Origin of the sequence: Micromonospora sp. MA102, assembly GCF_025460765.1 — a bacterium.
GTDB lineage: Bacteria > Actinomycetota > Actinomycetes > Mycobacteriales > Micromonosporaceae > Micromonospora > Micromonospora halotolerans.
Window position 1 is genome coordinate 203,625 of the sequence record NZ_JAMWEG010000002.1, and the last position, 18,049, is coordinate 221,673.

Sequence of the window (18,049 nt, forward strand, 5' to 3'; positions counted from 1 at the left end):
TGACAGGACGGGAGCCTCGGCGTGGAGCCATTTCGCTGCCATCGCCGGCTAACGGACAAACTTATGAATCTGCTGATTTCACGACTTCCGGACCGGGTCGAGTGACGCGCCTAACATTTCCCGCCGCAGCGGCCCGGACCGCCGGAAGTCACCCGCCGGAGGCCGGCCTGGCCGACTTCTCGGGGTCGTCGAGCACCCGCCGGGCCCGCTCCAGCAGGTGCCGCAGGGCGGCCAGCTCGTCCGCCGTGAACTCCTCCTCGTAGCGGGCGTCGACCTCGCGGGCGGCGAGGTCGGCCCGGGCCAGCAGGGCGGCGCCCCGACGGGTCAGGGTCAACGCCAGGACCCGGGGATGGATCGCCGCGGGAGTCCGCTGGGCCAGCCCGCGCTTCTCGAGGGCGGCGGTCACCACGCTCATCGACTGGGGCGTGACCCGGCACAGGCGAGCGAGCTGCGCGCTCGACGACCCGGGATTGCACCGCAGCATCAGCATCGCGGTGTACTGCGTGACGGTGAGGTCGAACGGCGCCAGGCAGTCCGCCTTCCGGACGACCATCACCGACGCCGCGTGCTGGAGCAGGGTGCTGACCCGCCCGTTGATCTCCTGCTGCCGCGCCACGTCGGCCCTGCTGGTCGTGCCCACTGACGGTTCCTCCCGCGCTGTCCGTCCCGGTCGGTACCCGCGCACGGCCGACCTCAGGGCCACTGTCGCACGGCGCGGGAGTACCCGACACTCGACACAGGCACCCTGAGCAGCGGATCGGCCCGGGCCGCGCGCCCGGCGGCGGCGATCAGCGCCTCAGAGGCGGACCGGCATGAGGATGGAGAACGCGTCGCCGTCGTCGGGGCGGCGCACGGCCAGCGGGGCGATCGGCCCGTCCAGCTCCAGCACGAGCTGGCCCCGGCCGCCGGCGTCCAGCGCGTCGAGCAGGTACTCCCGGTTCACCGCCACCCGCAGGCCGTCCGGGGTGTCGGGCCCCACCACGCGCAGCCCGTCCCGGTCGTCCAGGCCGAGCACGACCACCTCGTGGTCGACCCCCGCGTACTCCCGGAGCAGCACCGGGACGCCCTCGGCGGTGAGCGCCCGGCGCAGCGCCGCCACGTCGACCGGGATCCGGTGGGTGGGCGGGTCGCCGACCTGCCCGTGCAGCAGCCGGCGGTAGTCCGGGAAGTCGTACGGGAGCGCGGCGGCGGTCACCGGCCGGCCGGCCACCGAGACCTCGACCCGGTCCGGGGCCACCAGGAGGTGCGCCTCCGGGGTGCTCCCCGCGCCGGTGTCGAGCAGGGCGCGCAGCGCGTCGACCGCGTCCACGGGCACCAGCGCGCGTACGGGCGGGCCGTCGACCTTCCCGCCGGCCCACGCCACGGCGAGCCGGTGCCGGTCGGTGGCGACCAGCCGGACGCCGTCCGGCTCGACCTCCAGCAGCACGCCGGAGAGCACCGGCAGTTCCGGGTCGGCGCCGACGGCGAACCGGACGGCGTCCACGGCGGCGGCCAGCTCGGCGCGGGACAGGACGAGTCGGGTGGCGGTCATGGGGTTCTCCTCCGGATCGATCAGGGTGCGGATCCGGGAGAGCTCACGGCGGGCGTCGGCGAGGCCGTCCTCCAGTCGGCGCAGGTGCGCGTCCAGCAGCCGGTGCACCAGGGCCGGCCGGTGCCGGTGCCGCAGCGCCTCGGCGATCCCGACCAGCGGCATGCCGACCCGGCGCAGGCCGGCGACGAGGCGGGCCGGTGCCACCTGGTCGTCGGTGTACCAGCGGTAGCCGGTCACCGGGTCGACCAGCGCCGGAACGAGCACGCCGGACCGGTCGTAGAACCGCAGCGCGCTCACCGTCAGCCCGCTGGCCCGGGCCAGCTCGCCGATGCTGCGCAGTTCGCTCTCCACGACGCCGGATCCTGGGCCCTCGACCCGGTCGAGGGTCAAGCGTCCAGCACCCGGAACGTGATCCCGGCCCGGACCAGCCGGTCGAGCAGGGCGTCGCCCATGGCGGTCACCGGGGTCACCTGCCCGGCGGTCGGGGGCAGGTCGTCGAGGGCCAGGCAGAGCGCGGACTCGGCGAGCATCTTGGCGGTCTCGTCGTAGCCGGGGTCGCCGCCGGCCACCTCGGTGCGTACGGTCCGGCCGCCGCCGGTGCCGACGAACCGGACCCGGAACCACGACTTCGCCCGCTGGGCGGCGCTCGGCCCCTGGCCGGAGGAGAGCCGGCCGAGCAGCCAGCGCCGGGTCGGCGGCAGCTTCACCAGCCCGACCACGCCGGCCAGGCCCACGCCGGCGGCCAGCACGGTGGGCAGCCGCTTCACCGCGGCGAAGTGGCGGTAGGTGAAGTCCGGGCCGTACTCCGGGCGGGCCGCCGCCGACCGGCGGACCACCTGCGGGTCGATGGTGGGCAGCGGCACCGCCCACTGGCCGAACTCCCGCACCCGGCCGACCCGGCCGGGCACCGCCCGGACCCGGCGGCCCTCCGGCCGTGGCTCGACCGCCCGGCGGGCCTTCGCCGCCCGGCTCATCTCGCCCGTGCGGGAGAACGCGGTGAGCGCCGAGTGGTACGTGCCGGCGGAGAACCGCCCGCCGGCCCGGACGTAACCGTCCACGGTGACCGGCCCGTCGGCCGGAAGCTGCTTGACGGTGAACCAGGCGCCCAGGTCGTGCGGGATCGAGTCGAAGCCGCAGGCGTGCACCAGCCGTGCCCCGGTGCGCACCGCCTCGGCGTGGTGCCGCACGTACATGAGGTCGACGAACTCCGGCTCGCCGGTGATGTCGAGGTAGTCGGTGCCGGCCGCGGCGCAGGCCGCGACCAGCGGTTCGCCGTGGTGGATGTACGGGCCGACGGTGCTGGCGACCACCCGGGCGGTCTCCGCCACGGCACGAAGCGACGCCGGGTCGGTGACGTCGGCGGTGAGCAGCGGCAGCTCGGCCAGGCCCGGCTCGATGGCGGCCAGCCGGTCGCGCACCCCGGCCAGCTTGCCCGGGTTGCGGCCGGCCAGCGCCCAGCGCAGCCCGTCCGGGGCGTGCCGGGCGAGGTACTCGGCGGTGAGGCCGCCGGTGAAGCCGGTGGCGCCGAAGAGGACGAGGTCGTACGGGCGGTCGTCGCGCATCCGCCGAGTGTGCCATCCGCGGCCGTCCGGATCACGGGGTGCGGCGCCCCGCCTCAGCCCGCGGCCGGCCGTTCCGGCGGGGAGCGGTCCGCCCGCAGCACCTCCCCGGTCTCCACGAGCTGCTGCGTCTCCCGCAGCGCCTGGCGCAGGAACCGGCAGGGGTCGTCACCGACCAGGTGGGCGGCGAGCCCCGGCAGCATCGCCGGCCCACCGGCGGGCAGGCGGGCCGCCAGTTCGGTGCCGCGCCCGCCGGGGGCGGGGCGCGCGGACAGCTCGACCGCGCCGCCGAGCCGGTGCAGCGGTTCCGGCCGGCGCCCGGTCGGCAGGACCTCCTCGGGCCGGCCGGCCACCGTCACCACCTCCCAGCGCCCGGGCCGCGGGCCGGGCACGGCCGTGGGCGCTCGGCGCCGGCGCCGGTGTACGAGGGCGCCCGCGACCACGACGGCCAGCCCGCCGCCCGCCAGGCGTCCCATCCGTGCCACCCGGTCCCTCCCGTCCTCGCGGGTCCCGGGCGGCCGGCATCATGGCCGGCCGCCCGCGTGCCTCCACCCTGCGACCGGACCGGGTGACACCGGCTCGCCCGGAAGGGGTGAACCGGCCCGGTCCGGGTAACCGCTGCCCGCACCGACCGGGGGAGGGGCCGCATGCCGCAGGAGGCTGACCGCGTCGAGGTCGCCGCGACACCGACCGACGGGGCCGGGGCGACGGACGCCGCCGACCCGCCGCTCCCGCCGGGCGGGGGCGCCGGGGCGGTGGGGGTCGGCGGAGTGCCCGGCGGAGGCGGGTCGGCGGGCGGCCTCGGGGCGGTGGGCGCGCCCCTGCTGGCGTCCCGGCTGGCGCCGGCCGCGCTGCCCGAGCCGGTGCTGGTCCGGCCCCGGCTGCTGGACCGGCTCGACCAGGGCGCCGCCGGGCCCGTCACCCTGGTCCTCGCCCCCGCCGGCTGGGGCAAGACCACACTCCTCGCCGGCTGGGCCCGGGCCGTGCGGGACGAGCCGCCGCCGGCCTGGGTGACGGTGGAGGAGGGCGACACCGGCGAGCGGCTCTGGGCCTACCTGGCGGCGGCGCTGCGGGCGGCCGCCGAGGGAGTCCCGGACGAGGGGCCGCAGCCGCCGGTGCCGGACGGCCCGCCCCGGCCGGACCAGCTCGAACTGCTCGCCGCGGCGCTCGCGGCCCGGGAGCGCCCGGTGCTGCTGGTCCTGGACGACCTGCACCGGGTGACCGACCCGGCCGCGCTGACCGGGTTGGAGTTCCTGCTACGGCACACCGAGGGACGGCTGCGCCTGGTGGCGGCCGCGCGGACCGACCCGCCGCTGGCCCTGCACCGGTGGCGGCTGGCCGGCGAGCTGACCGAGGTGGGGCCGGGGGAGCTGGCGTTCACCCCCGACGAGGTGGCCGACCTGCTGGTCGCGCACGGCGTGCCGCTGCCGGCCGCGGCGGTGCCCCGGCTGGCCGACCGGACCGGCGGCTGGCCCGCCGGCCTGCGCTTCGCCGCGCTCGCGCTGCGCGCCCAGGCCGACCCGGCCCGCGCGGTCGACGCGTTCGCCGGCGACCAGGCGGACGTCGCCGGGTACCTGCGCGACGAGGTGCTCGCGCCGCTGGACCCGGCGGCCCGGGAGGTGCTGCGCCGCAGCGCGGTGGCCGCCGCCGTCTGCGCCGACCTGGCCGACGCCGTGACCGGGCGGCCCGACGCCGGCCAGGTGCTGGCCGACCTGGCCCGGGAGGGCGGCTTCGTCCAGCAGGACGGGGGCAACCCGCCCTGGTACCGGTGCCACCCGCTCCTGGCCGACCTGCTCCGCGACGAGCTGGACCGGCTCCCCGCCGACGAGCTGCGCGAGCTGCACCGGCGCGCCACCGGCTGGTACGCGGGCCACGACCGGCCGGCCGAGGCACTGCGGCACGCGCTGGCCGGCGGGGAGTGGGACACCGCCACCGAGCTGCTGATCGCCCGCTGGCCCGAGCTGGCGCCGTACGAGCGCACCGGGCGCGCCGCACCGGCCCCGCCCGAGCCGCCGGTCGAGGCGGTGCGCCGCGATCCCGAGCTGGCGCTGGCCGGCGCGGCCGAACGGGCGTACGCCGGGGACCACGTGGCGGCCGCGGGACGGCTTCGGACGGGCGTCGAGCACGCCCGCGACCTGCCGGCCCCGCGCCGGGACCGGTTCCGGCGGCTGGCCACCGCGGTGGAGCTGACCCTGGCCCGGCTCGACGGGGACCACGACGAGGTACGCCGGGCGGCCGGGCGGTTGCTCGCCACCGCCGCCCCGACCGCGCCGGGGGACGACCCGCGGGCCGGCGCCACCGAGGACGCCGACGTGCGGGCGGTCGCCGGCACCGCGCTGGGGCTGGTGGCGCTGGCCGAGGGGGAGCTGTCCGAGGCCGCCGCACAGTTCTCCGCCGCGCTGGCGGCGGCGCGGCGGGCGGGCCGGCCGCGTACCGAGCTGGTCTGCGCGAGCCGGTCGGCGCTGCTGGACGCGGCGCACGGCGCGCTCCGGTCCGCCGAACGCACCGCCCGGGAGGCGCTGGCCATGGCGCCCTGCGAGGGCTGGTCCGCGCGGCTGGACTGCGGTTACGCGTACCTCGCGCTGGCCCTGGTGGCGTGGGACCGCGACGAGCCGGCGGAGGCCGCGGCGAACCTGAGCCTGGCCGGCCCGGCGACCGCGGAGCCGGGCGGGGCGGCGCTGGCCGCGCTCTGCCGGGCCGGGCTGCTGGCCGCCGGCGGTGAGCCGGCCGCGGCCCTGCGCGCGCTGGCCGCGGCCCGGGAGACGGCGCCCGGCCCGGAGCTGGGGGCCTGGCTGCTGGCCGACGAGGCCCAGCTGCGGGCCGCCGTCGGGGACCTGGAGACCGCGCGTGCCCTGCTCGCCGACGCGGGAGCGGGCCAGCCGGACACGCCGACCCCACCCGACCCGGCCGGCGCGGCCCCGGCCGGCGCGGCCCGGCCGGGCGGACCGGCGGTCGCCGGGGAGCCGGACGGCGCCCGCGGCGGTGGGCGGGCCGCCCTGGACGTGGCCCTGGCCCGGCTGCGGCTGGGGGCCGGCGACGCCCGCGCGGCCGGCCGGGCGCTGCCCGACTGGACCGGCCCGGACGCGGACTCCTGGCCGCTGCCCGTGCGGCTCACCGCCGGGCTGCTCGACGCGGAGCTGACCGGCGCCGGAGGCGACGACCGCGGCGCCGGGCGGATCCTGGAGCAGGTGCTCGACCTGGCCGAGCCGGAGGGCTACCGGCGGGTCTTCACCCGCGCCGAGCCGGCGGTCCGCGACCTGCTCGCCGCGCACCTCGACGCCGGCACGGCGCACTGGGCGACGGTGAGCGACCTGGTCCGCGGGGCCGACGAGCGGCGGGCCGACGAGGCGCCGGAGCGCCCGGCCGGCCCGGAGCGGACCCTGGACGAGCCACTCACCGAGCGGGAACTGACGATCCTGCGCTACCTCCAGAGCATCCTGTCCAACGTGGAGATCGCGAGCGAGCTGTCGCTGTCGGTCAACACCGTGAAGACCCACGTGCGCAACATCTACCGCAAGCTCGACGCGACCCGCCGGCGGGAGGCCGTCCGGCGGGCGCGCGAGCTGCGGCTGATCTGACCGCGACCGGGCTCAGGCGTCCGCGGCCGCGTCCACGGCGGCCAGCAGCTCCGCCAGGTCGTACCCGCCGTCGTACCGCACCTCGTTGACGAAGAGCGTCGGGGTCCCGTCGACCCCGCTGCGGATGCCGCCCACGAAGTCCTGCCGGACCCGGTCGGCGTGGGCGTGGCGCGCCACCTCCGCGCCGACCTCGTCGGGCGGCAGCCCGAGCTGCTCCACGCCGAGCGACAGGTGCACCGGGTCGAGCTGGTCCTGGTGCTCGTAGAGCCAGTCGTGCATCTCCCAGAACCGGCCCCGCCGGCCGGCCGCCTCGGCCGTCTCGGCGGCGCTCTCCGCGTACGGGTGGACGTTGGCGATGGGGAAGTGCCGGTAGACCAGCCGGACGGTGTCGGCGCGCTGGCGCAGCACCTCGGCCAGGTTGGTGTGGGCGGCCCCGCAGAACCGGCACTGGAAGTCGCCGTACTCGACGAGGGTGACCGGCGCGTCGGCCGGCCCGCGGGTGTGGTCCGTCCCGGTCACCGGTAGCCGCAGCCGGGCGGTGGTGACCTGCAGTGGCGTGGTCATCGGGCCATCACCCGCCGATCCGGCGTGGCGTTCGGATCAGTCATGGTTCCCAGCCTCGCGCACGGCGGGGTGAGCCGGGATCACCCGGCCGGGGTGGTCCGCCTCAGCGGCCCACGGTCACCTCGTTCCGCACCTCCCGGATACCGGGCGCGTTCCACACCACCCGCTCGATCTCCTCGCGCTCGCCGGCCGAGTGGACCAGCCCTTCCACCAGCACCGTGTCGCCGTGCACCTGCACGCTGATCCCCTCGGCCTCCGTGGCGCCGTTGCGGGCGAGGGCGTCCACGATCCGCTCGGCCAGGTCACGTCCGTCGGGGCGGGCGCTCGGCCGGACGGTGATGCCGTTGCTCACCCCGCGTACGCCGGTGAGCCGGGCGACCGAGCGCTCGGCGGCCCGGCGCTGGTACTCCCACTCGACCTCGCCGTGCAGGGTGACCCAGCCGTCGGCGACGGTCACGTCGAGCGCCTCGATCGGCACGAAGGCGTCCCATTCCAGAGCGCGGCTCGCCGCGACGGCGATCTCCGGGTCGCTCTTCTCGGCCGAGGTGGCGATCCGGACGGCGATGTCGTTGGCCACCGCCCGCACCCGGGGCACCCGGTGCGCGGCCCGCTCGGCGGCCCACTTCTTGGCGTAGCTGTCCACCGAGCCGGCCAGCGTCACCACCCCCTCGGTGACGGTCACCCCGATCTCGTTGGGGCGTACGCGGGGCTCCCAGGTGAGCTCGTCGAGGACGGCGGACTGGATCTCCTGGTCGGTGCGGGTGGTCGTGGCGGTGGCCATGCTGGCTCCCTCCCGGGGATCGGTTCGCGGTGCGGCGGGCTCCGCCGGCACGGAGTCCCGCAACCCCGATCCTGCGTCCACACCGGGTGACCCGCCCTCACCCGATTCGGGTGTCCCGCTTGGGAGCGCTTCCATAATCGACGACGCAGCGGTTAGGGTGAATGTCCCTCGGCTGTGGGAGCCAGCACGCCGACGGGGAGCCCGGGCAGCTCCCCAGGAACCGTCGACGTCGTCAGGGCACGCGCGTCGCTCCCCTTCCACCACGGGCAACCGAGAGGAACCGCCCATGCGCAGAAGTCTCGCCGGCGTGGCCGCGGCCGCGCTGGCCGCCACCGTGGCGGCCGTCGTCGTGCCGCTCGCCGCCGCACCCGTCACCCCGGCCGCCGCCGCGTCGGCCGAGCCGTACAGCTGGCGGAACGTCCGGATCGACGGCGGCGGCTTCGTCCCCGGCATCGTCTTCAACCCGACCGAGAAGAACCTCGTCTACGCGCGCACCGACATCGGCGGGGCCTACCGCTGGGAGCAGTCGAGCCAGTCCTGGACGCCGCTGCTGGACTGGGTCGGCGCCGACCGGTGGGGCTGGAACGGCGTGGTCAGCCTCGCCACCGACCCGGTGCAGACCAACCGGGTGTACGCCGCGGTCGGCATGTACACCAACGACTGGGACCCGAACAACGGGGCGATCCTGCGCTCCACCGACAAGGGCGCCACCTGGCAGGCGACCGCGCTGCCGTTCAAGAACGGCGGCAACATGCCCGGCCGCGGCATGGGGGAGCGCCTCGCCGTGGACCCCAACCGGAACAGCATCGTCTACTACGGCGCCGAGGGCGGCAACGGCCTGTGGCGCAGCACCGACTACGGCGTCACCTGGGCGAAGGTGACCAGCTTCCCCAACGTCGGCAACTACCGCGCCGACCCGAACGACAGCAGCGGCTACCAGAGCCAGAACCAGGGCCTGACCTGGGTCAGCTTCGACAGGAGCACGGGTGCGGCCGGCAGCACCACCCAGACCGTCTACGTGGGCGTGGCCGACAAGCAGAACCCGGTCTACCGGAGCACCGACGGCGGCGCCACCTGGCAGCGGATCCCCGGCCAGCCCACCGGCTACCTGGCCCACAAGGGCGTGGTAGACCCGGTCGGCGGCTACCTCTACATCGCCACGAGCGACACCGGCGGCCCGTACGACGGCGGCAAGGGCGACGTGTGGAAGTTCAACCGGGCCACCGGCGCCTGGACGCAGATCAGCCCGGTCCCGTCGTCCAGCGCCGACGCCTACTTCGGCTACTCGGGGCTGACCATCGACCGGCAGCACCCGAACACCCTGATGGTCGCCACCCAGGTCTCCTGGTGGCCGGACGCCATCTTCTGGCGCAGCACCGACGGCGGCGCCACCTGGACCCGGATCTGGGACTTCGCCGGTTATCCGAACCGCACGAAGAAGTACACGATGGACATCTCCGCGGTGCCCTGGCTGACCTTCGGCACCAACCCGTCCCCGCCGGAGGAGAGCCCGAAGCTGGGCTGGATGAACGAGTTGCTGGAGATCGACCCGTTCGACAGCAACCGGATGATGTACGGCACCGGCGCCACCGTCTACGGCACCACCGACCTGACGAAGTGGGACACCGGCGGCCAGGTCACCATCCGGCCCATGGTCAGGGGGCTGGAGGAGACGGCGGTGCTCGACCTGGTCAGCCCGCCCTCGGGCGCGCCGCTGGTCAGCGCGCTCGGTGACATCGGCGGCTTCCGGCACACCGACCTGGCCGCGGTGCCGCCGGCGATGTTCACCCAGCCGGTCTTCACCAGCACCACGAGCCTCGACTACGCCGAGGCCAGGCCGGCGGTGCTGGTCCGGGCCGGCAACTTCACCGACGCGGACCGCCCCGCCGACAGCCACGTCGCGTTCTCCACCGACGGCGGGGCGAACTGGTTCCAGGGCAGCGAGCCGTCGGGGATCAACAGCGGTGGCACGGTGGCCGCGTCCGCCGACGGCAGCCAGTTCGTCTGGGCGCCGGGCGACACCGGTCAGCCGGTGGTCCGGTCGGTCGGCTTCGGCTCCTCGTGGACCGCCGCGACCGGCATCCCGGCCAACGCGGTCGTCGAGTCCGACCGGGTCGACCCGAACAGGTTCTACGGCGTCAGCGGCGGGCGGTTCCACGTCAGCACCAACGGCGGCGCGAGCTTCACGGCCACCGCCGCCGGTGGCCTGCCCACCACGGGGGTCAAGGTCAAGGCGGTGCCCGGCCGCCAGGGTGACGTCTGGCTGGCCGGCGAGGGCGGGCTGTGGCACTCGACCGACTCCGGCGCGAGCTTCACGAAGCTGGCCGAGGTCACCTCGGCGGTCAACGTGGGCTTCGGGAAGGCCGCCCCCGGGCAGACCTATCCCGCGCTGTTCACGGTCGGCACCGTCGACGGCAGCCACGGCGTCTACCGGTCGGACAACGCCGGCGCGACCTGGGTGCGGATCAACGACGACCAGCACCGGTACGGCAACGCGGGCGAGGCGCTCACCGGCGACCCGCGCGTCTACGGCCGGGTCTACCTGGGCACCAACGGCCGGGGCATCCTCGTGGCGGACCGGCTCGGCGCCACGCCCGGCCCGACGCCGACCACCCCCGGTCCCTCTCCGACCACGCCGGGCCCGTCCCCGACCACGCCGGGTCCGACGCCCACCTCCCCGAGCCCGTCGCCCAGCTCGCCCGGCCCGTCGCCGACCAGCGCCGGCTGCGCGGCGACCTACGCGGTGACGAACTCCTGGCCCGGGGGCTTCCAGGGCGAGGTCACGGTGCGCAACTCCGGCGCCGCCCCGATCGCCGGCTGGACCGTGGCCTGGACGTTCCCGGACGGCCAGAAGATCACCCAGGTCTGGAACGGGTCGTACACGCAGACCGGGTCGGCGGTGACGCTGCGGGACGCCGGCTGGAACGGCAACCTCGGCGTGGCTGGAGTCGCGACGGCCGGCTTCACCGGCACGTACACCGGCGGCAACCGTGCGCCGGCGCTCTCCTGCACCGCCCGCTGACCGGACCGCGAACAGCGCGTGGCCGCCCCCGTCACCGGGGGCGGCCACCGTCGCGTCCGGGGCTCAGCCGTCCAGGCCGGCGGGGGAGTTGGGGCGGTCGACGTCGACGAACTCGATCTCGTCGACGTCCCGCTCCCGGCTGCCGGCGGCCCGCGCGGCGGTGCCGGCGGCCCAGCCGATCGCCGCGCCGGCCAGCGCGGCGGCGATCAGCAGCGTCCAGGGCAGCGCCGGCCGGCGGCCGGCGAGCGCGTCGAAGGCGAGGGTCGCCCGGCGGCGGGCCTCCTCGGCGGCGGAGCCGACCAGATCGGTGGCGTCGTCGGCGAGGCCGGAGGAGTTGCGGCGGGCGGACCGGGCGGCGTCCCGCACGCTGTCCCCGGCGGAGCCGGCGGCGGAGAGCAGGTGCTGCCACGCCTGGTCGGCGACCCGCTCGGTCTTGCTGCGGCGGTCCAGCAGGGTGGATCCGAACATGGTGTTACCTCCTCGGGGTGCCGAAGTCCGGCGGCCAGATCGGACTCCGGGTGTGATCCGGCGCGTGACGGTTCGCTCACCGGGGCCAGTGCCCGCACCGGAGCCGGCGCAAACCCACCGGGGCGGGCCGGATCGGGCCCGATCGGCGCGGGACCCGACGAACCACGCGAACGCGCCGGGGGCGGGTGCCACCCGGACGTGCGCCCGCCCGCTACCCTGGGTCGGCGGATCGGCCGGGCCCACCCCGGCCGATCGACCGGTTGGGACCCCGCGCCGCGGGGAAACAGGAGCCCGAAGGTCCGGATTGGGATGCCCAGGTGTGCCCAGTACGCGAATTGCTCATCCCGAGGGGTGGCGACCGAGGCCGTCGGAGGAATACTCTCGGTCGCGGCCCGCGTACTGATGAGGCGCCCGTACGGGCGAGTGGAGGTGCTCGCGTGAGCCTGTCGATCGTGAAGTCGGTGCGGCCGGGTGGTGTCGTCCAGATCGCCCCGCGGGGAGAGATCGACGTCGACACCGCGTACGAGGTGCGGGAAGCGATCGTCGAGGTGCTCGCCAAGGGCCGGCCCTCCCGGATCGAGCTCAACATGCGGCTCGTCACCTTCATCGACTCGGTCGGCATCAGCGCCATGGTCGCCGGTTTCCAGACCTGCGAGGTCAGCGGCGTCAAGCTGGTGGTCACCGAGCCGAGCCGCTTCGTGCACCGGCAGCTCTGGGTGACCGGCCTGCTCGGCCTCTTCGGCGCGCCCGAGCCCTGGTTCGCCGACAGCACCCCCCAGGTGCTCCCCGGCGCCTGATCGACACACCCCTGCCTGATCGACTCCCGCTCGCCGACCTGCCGCGAGCCGGGACTTTCGACCCGTTGCCAGCCCGGCTCCGGTACGGGACGATCGTGCGGACCCACGACGGCGAGGGGGTGCCGCTTGCTCAGCAGCGACAGCTTCAGCTACACCGTGCAGGCCCGGTGCACGAGGGCCCACGCGGTGGCCCTGCTCGGTGACCTGAGCCGGCAGGGTGAGCTGCATCCGCTGATCGTCCGGGTCCGTCAACTGCCGGCCCGCCCCGGGGCGCTGGCCAGCTACGCGATCACCGACCGGCTGGCGCTCGGCCCGCTGCACTTCCCGGTCACCTACCAGGCGGACGTGCTGGTCGCCAACGAGGACGAGGTCGTGACCGTGGCCCGGCAGCAGCCGGCCACCACGGTGCGTAACCACACCCGGCTGCGCGACGAGCCCGACGGGGTGGTGCGCATCGACGTGGAGATCACCCTCTCCGCCCCGGCGCCGTTGTTCGGCTACGCCTTCCGGCAGGCCCGCGCGGCCCACCTCGGCCTGGCCAGCCGGCTCGGCGCCACCCTGGAGGGGCAGGCGTCCTGACCCGGCGGCCGGCGGCGACCCGGCTCAGCCACGGCGCCCGGCGGACACCGGTCGCCGGACCGCGGGACGCGCCGGCCGCAGTCGCCCCCACGGCTTGTAGGTGGACAGCACCGTCACGACGAGCAGCAGCGTGCTGGAGACGGTGGGCGCGACCACCAGGTCGACGCGCAGGTGGTCGTCGGCCGCCCCGGCCAGCTCACCGAGGTGCCGGACCCGCGGGGTGAGCAGGAGCAGCACGAGCGTGAGCACCACGGTGGTGACGGCGAACTTCACCAGCACCCAGCGCCAGCGCAGCAGGCCCCACGGGGTGAGCAGCGCGCTGGCGAGCCCGACCAGCCAGACGAGCACGCTGAGCGGGGCGAACAGCCAGGTGACCAGCAGCGCGGCGGCCGGGTAGACCACCTCGGGGTCGGCCCCGCGGAGCCCGGCCACGCCGAGGGCCAGCAGCACCAGGTCGGCGCCGAGCCACCCCAGCGAGGTGACCAGGTGCAGGGTGAGCAGGGCCTTGCGTCCGGCGGGCGAGAGTCGAGTCATGCCCTCGATGCTCGGCCGTGGCGGGCGTCGCGTCGTGGGCCGCGCGGCGACACCCGGCCTACGTCGTGGGGCGTAGGCCGGGTGCCGGCGGAGCGGCGATCAGTACACCGACAGGTGCACGTGGTTGGTGTGGTCGCTGGACGGATCGCCGTTGCCCCCGCTGTACGACTTCCAGCCGCTGCTGGGCAGCCAGATCTGTTTGAACCAGATCACGTAGAGCACGGCGAGCGCGTCGGCGTTGCGGATGAAGTAGGCCGCGAGGTTGTTGCCGTACGTCCTGTCGCCGCCGGTGGCCACGCCGCCGAAGCCGCTTTTCTGCGCGGCGAAGTCGCAGGCCCGCCCCTTCGGGTGCTCGCCCGAGCCGCTGGGCCGGTGGCAGGAGACGTAGCGGGTGAAGCCGGCCGCCTTGGCCTGCTGGAGCGCGTGCAGCGTACGCGGGGTGATGCAGCCGTCGGCCGGGGTCGGGTCGTTGACGCTGCACGACTCGGGGGGCCAGGAGCCGTCGGCGTTGCGCGGGGCCGGCTTCGCGTTCGCCGTGGAGGTGCCCTGCACGCTGCCGCCGCCGCTGCTGGACGCCCGGTTGTTCGCCACCTCCAGGGCGCGTTCGGCCTGCTGCTTGCGCTTGGCCATCACCGCGACCTGCTTGCGCTGCTCCTGGATCTCACCGGTGAGGGCGGTCTGCGTGCGGGTCGCCTCGTCCCGGCTGTCGAGGAGGTCGCGGAGCGCCCGGTCCTCGTGCGCGGCCACCTGCTCCAGCGCCGCCGCGCGATCCATGAAGCCCTCCGGGCTGGTGCTGCCGAGCAGCGCCGCGGCCGTGCCCAGCCGCCCGGACCGGTACGCCACGCCGGCGATCTCGCCGACCTTGGCGTCGCGCACGGTCAGCTCGGCGTTGATCGTCTTGAGCTGGGCGGTGAGCTGCTGTTGCCGCGTCACCGAGCGGCTCAGTGCGGTGCGTGCGTCGAGCCAGCCCTTGCTGGCCGCGTCGAGCTGGGCGCGCAGCGCGGGGGTGCCGCCCTCGTCGTCGCCGGGCGCGGCGGCGAGCAGGCCGGTCGGGGAAGCCGCCGAGGCGGGGGAGACCGGCGCGGTCACGACGCCGAGGGCGAGCGCCGCGACGAGCAGGGCCGCCAACCGGGCGACCGTCCGTCGTACAGGTGCCACTGGGGGCATTCAGGTGTCCTTCCGTCAACCGCCGACCGGGTTAGCTGACGGGTTCGGGACGGAAGATCCCTACCGCTGACGCGGATGCACCCCACGAACGTGGTTCCCCGGCTCGCCCGTGCGGGCGATTAGGCGCTGGCCACCGCGGGCGCCGGTGGGCGCCGCCCGGCGGGGGCCGCGGTCGAGCCTACCGGCGCTGTGCCGGGGCGGCTCCGCTGGTGGGAGCCGGTGCCCCGGACAAAACCGGCATAGATGCACAATAACCACTTGGATTTAAGATTGCCCTAATTACCACTCGACTGCGCCGCACGCGCCCGGAGACGCTCCGGGTTCGATCTGCAACGTGGCGTGATCGATGGAGAAGTCCTCGTGCAGGGCGGTCCGGGCGGCCGTCAGCACCTCGCCGACCTCGGCGCCCGGCGTCATGGTCAGGTGCGCCGAGGCCACCTCCATGCCCGAGGTGAGCGTCCAGACGTGCAGGTCGTGCACCTCGGCGACGCCGGGCACCGCGGCCAGCCGGTCGTGCACGGCGGTCACCTGGAGGTGCTCCGGGGCGGCCTGCACCAGGATCCGGACCGCGGCCCGGCCGAGCCGCCAGGTGCGCGGCAGGATGAACAGCCCGATCGCCACGGCGACCAGCGGATCGGCCCACCACCAGTCGGTGACCGCGATGACCAGGGCGGCGCCGATCACGCCGAGCGAGCCGAGCAGGTCGCCCAGCACCTCCAGGTACGCCCCGCGCAGGTTGATGCTCTCCTCGGCGCCGGCCCGCAGCAGCGCGAACGCGCCGATGTTGGCGAGCAGGCCGAGCACCGCCACGGCGAGCATCGGCCCGGCGAGCACCTCCGGCGGCTCGCCGAACCGGCGTGCCGCCTCGACCAGGACGTAGACCGCCACGGCGCCGAGCAGCACCGCGTTGGCCAGCGCGGCCAGCACCTCCAGCCGGTAGAGCCCGAAGGTGCGCTGCGGGTCGGTGTCGGCGTGCCGGGTGGCGGTGATCGCGGCGAGTGCCATGCCGATGCCGAGGACGTCGGTGAACATGTGCCCGGCGTCGGAGAGTAGGGCCAGGGAGCCGGTGGCGAAGGCGGCCACCGCCTCGACCACCATCAGGGCGGTGAGCAGCGCGAACGCGCCCCAGAGCCGACCACGGTGACGCTGCGCCGCGTTGGCGACCGCGCCGCTGTGGTCATGACCTGCGCCCACGCCCACACCCTCTCGTCCGCCGGCCCGGCCGGGCTCAATCTATGCTCACATCGCTATGTGTGCAAGTGAACGCCGGACGAGGCGCCGTCGTCAGCCGACCGGGTCGAGCGTGGTGAGCCGCTGGGTGGCCCGGGAGAGCGCCACGTACAGGGTGCGGACGCCCGACCCCGGATCGGCCCGGATCTCGCTCGGGGCGACCAGCACCACCCCGTCGTACTCCATGCCCTTGGCCTGGAGGCTGGTCACCACCTGGAGCCGGCCGCCCAGGTCGCCGAGCCACCCGGCCACCTCGTCCCGGCGCGGCACCGGCGTGATCACGCCCACCGTGCCCTCGACCTCCGCCAGCAGCGTGCGCGCCGCCGCCGCGGTGGCGGCGGGCAGGTCGGCGGCGGGCACCGCCCGCTCGACGGGGGCCACCCCGGTGGAACGGACCGCGGTGGGCAACGCCAGATCCGGGTGTACGCGGTGGATCTCCGCGGCCGCCACGGCGAAGATCTCCGCCGAGTTGCGGTAGTTGGTGGTCAGCTCGTACCGGTGGCGGCGGCGCCGGCCCAGCGCCTGGTCCCGGGCCCGGGCCAGCTCCTGCGGGTCGCCGGTCCAGGCGGTCTGCGCCGGGTCGCCCACCACCGTCCAGGACGCCAGGCGGCCGCGCCGGCCGACCATCCGCCACTGCATCGGCGAGACGTCCTGCGACTCGTCGACGACCACGTGGGCGTAGTCGCGGTAGTCCTCCGGGCGCTCCCGCGCGGCGGCCCGGGCGGCGCGCTGCCGGTCGGCGGCCGTGCTCAGCTCGCGGACGCCGCCGGCCAGCTGGAACGGGTCCCGCTTCGGCCTCGCCCGCTGCACCGGCCGGCCGAGCAGCGCGTCCAGCTCGTCCAGCAGCGCCACGTCGGCGATCGTCAGCCCTTCGCCCTCCAGGCTCCGGTAGGCCTCGGTCAGCAGCCGGATCTCGGCCCCGGACAGGACGCCCCCGGCGTACCGGCGCAGCCGCTCCGGGCGGGCCAGCCAGCCCAGCACGTGGCGCGGGTGCAGTCGCGGCCACCAGGCCTTCAGGAACTCCCGGAACTCCGGCCGCTCGATGATCTCGTCCTCGAACGCGGGCTGCTCCGGCAGGCGGCCGATCCGCAGCCGGCGGGCCTGCGCCCAGAGCGCGGCCAGGACCGCGTCGAAGGCCGCCCGGCGCACCTCGTTGCGGCGCGCGCCGCGCGACAGCGTCCGGTCCCGGATGGCGTCCAGCTCGCCCCGCTCCAGCCGGAGCAGCTCACCCCGGTAGAGCAGGCGCAGCTCGCCCGGGGAGTCGGGCACCGCGTCCCGGACCGCCCGCTCCAGCACCCGGCGCATCCGCAGCGACCCCTTCACGGCCGCCACCTCGGGCGGGTCCGTCCGGTTCGCCGACACTCCGGGGAAGAGGGAACCCAGCGAGTGCAGGGTGGCCGTCTCCTCGCCGAGGGAGGGGAGCACCGAGGCGATGTACTGGACGAACACGCTCGACGGGCCGACCACCAGGATGCCGCCGCCGGCGTACCGGGCGCGGTCGGAATAGAGCAGGTACGCGGCCCGGTGCAGGGCCACCGCCGTCTTGCCGGTGCCCGGGCCGCCGGAGACGATCGTGACCCCGCTGGCGGGAGAGCGGATGGCCTCGTCCTGCTCCCGCTGGATGGTGGCGACGATGTCCCGCATGCCGTGGCCGGTGGCCCGGGACAGGGTCGCCAGCAGCGCGCCGTCGCCGACCACGGCCATCTCCGGCGGCGCCGACTCCGGGTCCAGCAGGTCGTCCTCGATCCGGGTGACCTGCTCCGCCGACGACTGGATCGTGCGCCGCCGCACCACACCCTGCGGCTCGGCGGGGGTGGCCTGGTAGAACGCGGCGGCGGCCGGCGCCCGCCAGTCCACCACCAGCGTCTCGGCGTTCTCCCCGCGCACGCCGAGCCGCCCCACGTGCAGCACCTGCCCGGTACGCAGGTCGAGCCGGCCGAAGACCAGCCCCTCGTGCTCGGCGTCCAGCACGTGCCGGCGCTGTGCGGCGTGGAAGACCATCGCGTCCCGCTCGACGAGCGCGCCGAAGTTGCCGACCCGCGCCAGCCGGTAGCCCTCCCGCTCGGCGTCGGCGGCCGACCGACGCAGTTCGGCCAGCCGGGCGTACACCCGGTCGAGATGCCGTTGTTCGACGGCGATCTCCCGTTCCAGGGTGGTCTGGTCGCTCAACGCGGGGGCTCCTGTGGTCAGACGGCGCGGCTGAATGAGGGTACGGGCCGCCGACCCGGCCCGTGTCGGG

At 75.8% G+C, this 18,049-nt stretch carries 15 protein-coding genes and 1 riboswitch; of the genes, 4 read left to right on the top strand and 11 right to left on the bottom strand.

Translation table 11 applies throughout. The annotated features are described in order from the left end of the window. Positions 1-148: 148 nt before the first annotated feature. The 4 genes from NFX44_RS04350 to NFX44_RS04365 form a co-directional block, all read right to left on the bottom strand. Positions 149-640 carry a MarR family winged helix-turn-helix transcriptional regulator gene (locus NFX44_RS04350; RefSeq protein ID WP_262282184.1) on the bottom strand — a complete coding sequence of 164 codons (492 nt, stop codon included), beginning with the start codon at positions 638-640 and terminating at the stop codon, positions 149-151. Positions 641-796: 156 nt separating this feature from the next. Next, positions 797-1,870 carry a MerR family transcriptional regulator gene (locus NFX44_RS04355; RefSeq protein WP_262282579.1) on the bottom strand — a complete coding sequence of 358 codons (1,074 nt, stop codon included), beginning with the start codon at positions 1,868-1,870 and terminating at the stop codon, positions 797-799. A gap of 47 nt (positions 1,871-1,917) precedes the next feature. Beyond that, positions 1,918-3,093, bottom strand: coding sequence for a trans-acting enoyl reductase family protein (locus NFX44_RS04360; protein ID WP_262282185.1), 1,176 nt, complete (start codon positions 3,091-3,093; stop codon positions 1,918-1,920). 53 nt (positions 3,094-3,146) lie between these two features. Further along, a complete protein-coding gene (locus NFX44_RS04365) occupies positions 3,147-3,575 on the bottom strand; it encodes a hypothetical protein (protein ID WP_262282186.1) in 429 nt (142 codons plus the stop codon). 162 nt (positions 3,576-3,737) lie between these two features. Between NFX44_RS04365 and NFX44_RS04370 the strand changes: the two genes are divergently transcribed. Further along, complete coding sequence (locus NFX44_RS04370) at positions 3,738-6,668, top strand: LuxR C-terminal-related transcriptional regulator (protein WP_262282187.1); 2,931 nt, start codon at positions 3,738-3,740, stop codon at positions 6,666-6,668. A gap of 12 nt (positions 6,669-6,680) precedes the next feature. Here NFX44_RS04370 and NFX44_RS04375 read toward each other — a convergent pair whose 3' ends face one another. Continuing rightward, positions 6,681-7,232: a DsbA family protein gene (locus NFX44_RS04375; RefSeq protein WP_262282188.1), complete on the bottom strand. Its 552-nt coding sequence runs from the start codon at positions 7,230-7,232 to the stop codon at positions 6,681-6,683. Between the two features lie 103 nt (positions 7,233-7,335). Further along, positions 7,336-8,013: a BON domain-containing protein gene (locus NFX44_RS04380; protein ID WP_262282189.1), complete on the bottom strand. Its 678-nt coding sequence runs from the start codon at positions 8,011-8,013 to the stop codon at positions 7,336-7,338. A gap of 286 nt (positions 8,014-8,299) precedes the next feature. Here NFX44_RS04380 and NFX44_RS04385 point away from each other — a divergent pair, with 286 nt between their 5' ends. Then, complete coding sequence (locus tag NFX44_RS04385) at positions 8,300-11,035, top strand: cellulose binding domain-containing protein (protein ID WP_262282190.1); 2,736 nt, start codon at positions 8,300-8,302, stop codon at positions 11,033-11,035. A 63-nt stretch (positions 11,036-11,098) separates the two neighbouring features. Here the strand turns inward: NFX44_RS04385 and NFX44_RS04390 are convergent, their stop codons facing one another. Beyond that, positions 11,099-11,503, bottom strand: a complete 405-nt coding sequence (locus tag NFX44_RS04390; protein WP_262282191.1) for a hypothetical protein — start codon at positions 11,501-11,503, stop codon at positions 11,099-11,101. A 437-nt stretch (positions 11,504-11,940) separates the two neighbouring features. On the opposite strand from NFX44_RS04390, the gene NFX44_RS04395 reads away from it, so the two are divergent. Both NFX44_RS04395 and NFX44_RS04400 read left to right on the top strand, forming a co-directional pair. Beyond that, positions 11,941-12,300, top strand: coding sequence for an STAS domain-containing protein (locus tag NFX44_RS04395; RefSeq protein ID WP_262282192.1), 360 nt, complete (start codon positions 11,941-11,943; stop codon positions 12,298-12,300). Between the two features lie 126 nt (positions 12,301-12,426). Next, positions 12,427-12,879 carry an SRPBCC family protein gene (locus NFX44_RS04400; RefSeq protein ID WP_262282193.1) on the top strand — a complete coding sequence of 151 codons (453 nt, stop codon included), beginning with the start codon at positions 12,427-12,429 and terminating at the stop codon, positions 12,877-12,879. A 24-nt stretch (positions 12,880-12,903) separates the two neighbouring features. Here the strand turns inward: NFX44_RS04400 and NFX44_RS04405 are convergent, their stop codons facing one another. From NFX44_RS04405 to NFX44_RS04420, 4 genes are all read right to left on the bottom strand, one after another. Beyond that, entirely contained in the window at positions 12,904-13,413 is a 510-nt protein-coding gene (locus NFX44_RS04405) for a hypothetical protein (RefSeq protein WP_262282194.1), read from the bottom strand. Between the two features lie 99 nt (positions 13,414-13,512). Continuing rightward, entirely contained in the window at positions 13,513-14,580 is a 1,068-nt protein-coding gene (locus NFX44_RS04410; RefSeq protein WP_262282195.1) for a hypothetical protein, read from the bottom strand. Between the two features lie 4 nt (positions 14,581-14,584). Beyond that, positions 14,585-14,716, bottom strand: a riboswitch (cyclic di-AMP (ydaO/yuaA leader). 143 nt (positions 14,717-14,859) lie between these two features. Then, positions 14,860-15,774, bottom strand: coding sequence for a cation diffusion facilitator family transporter (locus NFX44_RS04415; protein ID WP_262282196.1), 915 nt, complete (start codon positions 15,772-15,774; stop codon positions 14,860-14,862). A 90-nt stretch (positions 15,775-15,864) separates the two neighbouring features. Then, a complete protein-coding gene (locus NFX44_RS04420; protein WP_262282197.1) occupies positions 15,865-17,979 on the bottom strand; it encodes an AAA family ATPase in 2,115 nt (704 codons plus the stop codon). Positions 17,980-18,049: the final 70 nt, after the last annotated feature.

Coding starts and splice junctions, on each gene's coding strand:
- NFX44_RS04385 (WP_262282190.1), top strand. CDS start 8,300: ATGCGCAGAAGTCTCGCCGGCGTGGCCGCGGCCGCGCTGGCCGCCACC.
- NFX44_RS04380 (WP_262282189.1), bottom strand. CDS start 8,013: ATGGCCACCGCCACGACCACCCGCACCGACCAGGAGATCCAGTCCGCC.
- NFX44_RS04405 (WP_262282194.1), bottom strand. CDS start 13,413: ATGACTCGACTCTCGCCCGCCGGACGCAAGGCCCTGCTCACCCTGCAC.
- NFX44_RS04410 (WP_262282195.1), bottom strand. CDS start 14,580: ATGCCCCCAGTGGCACCTGTACGACGGACGGTCGCCCGGTTGGCGGCC.
- NFX44_RS04370 (WP_262282187.1), top strand. CDS start 3,738: ATGCCGCAGGAGGCTGACCGCGTCGAGGTCGCCGCGACACCGACCGAC.
- NFX44_RS04360 (WP_262282185.1), bottom strand. CDS start 3,093: ATGCGCGACGACCGCCCGTACGACCTCGTCCTCTTCGGCGCCACCGGC.
- NFX44_RS04375 (WP_262282188.1), bottom strand. CDS start 7,232: ATGACCACGCCACTGCAGGTCACCACCGCCCGGCTGCGGCTACCGGTG.
- NFX44_RS04390 (WP_262282191.1), bottom strand. CDS start 11,503: ATGTTCGGATCCACCCTGCTGGACCGCCGCAGCAAGACCGAGCGGGTC.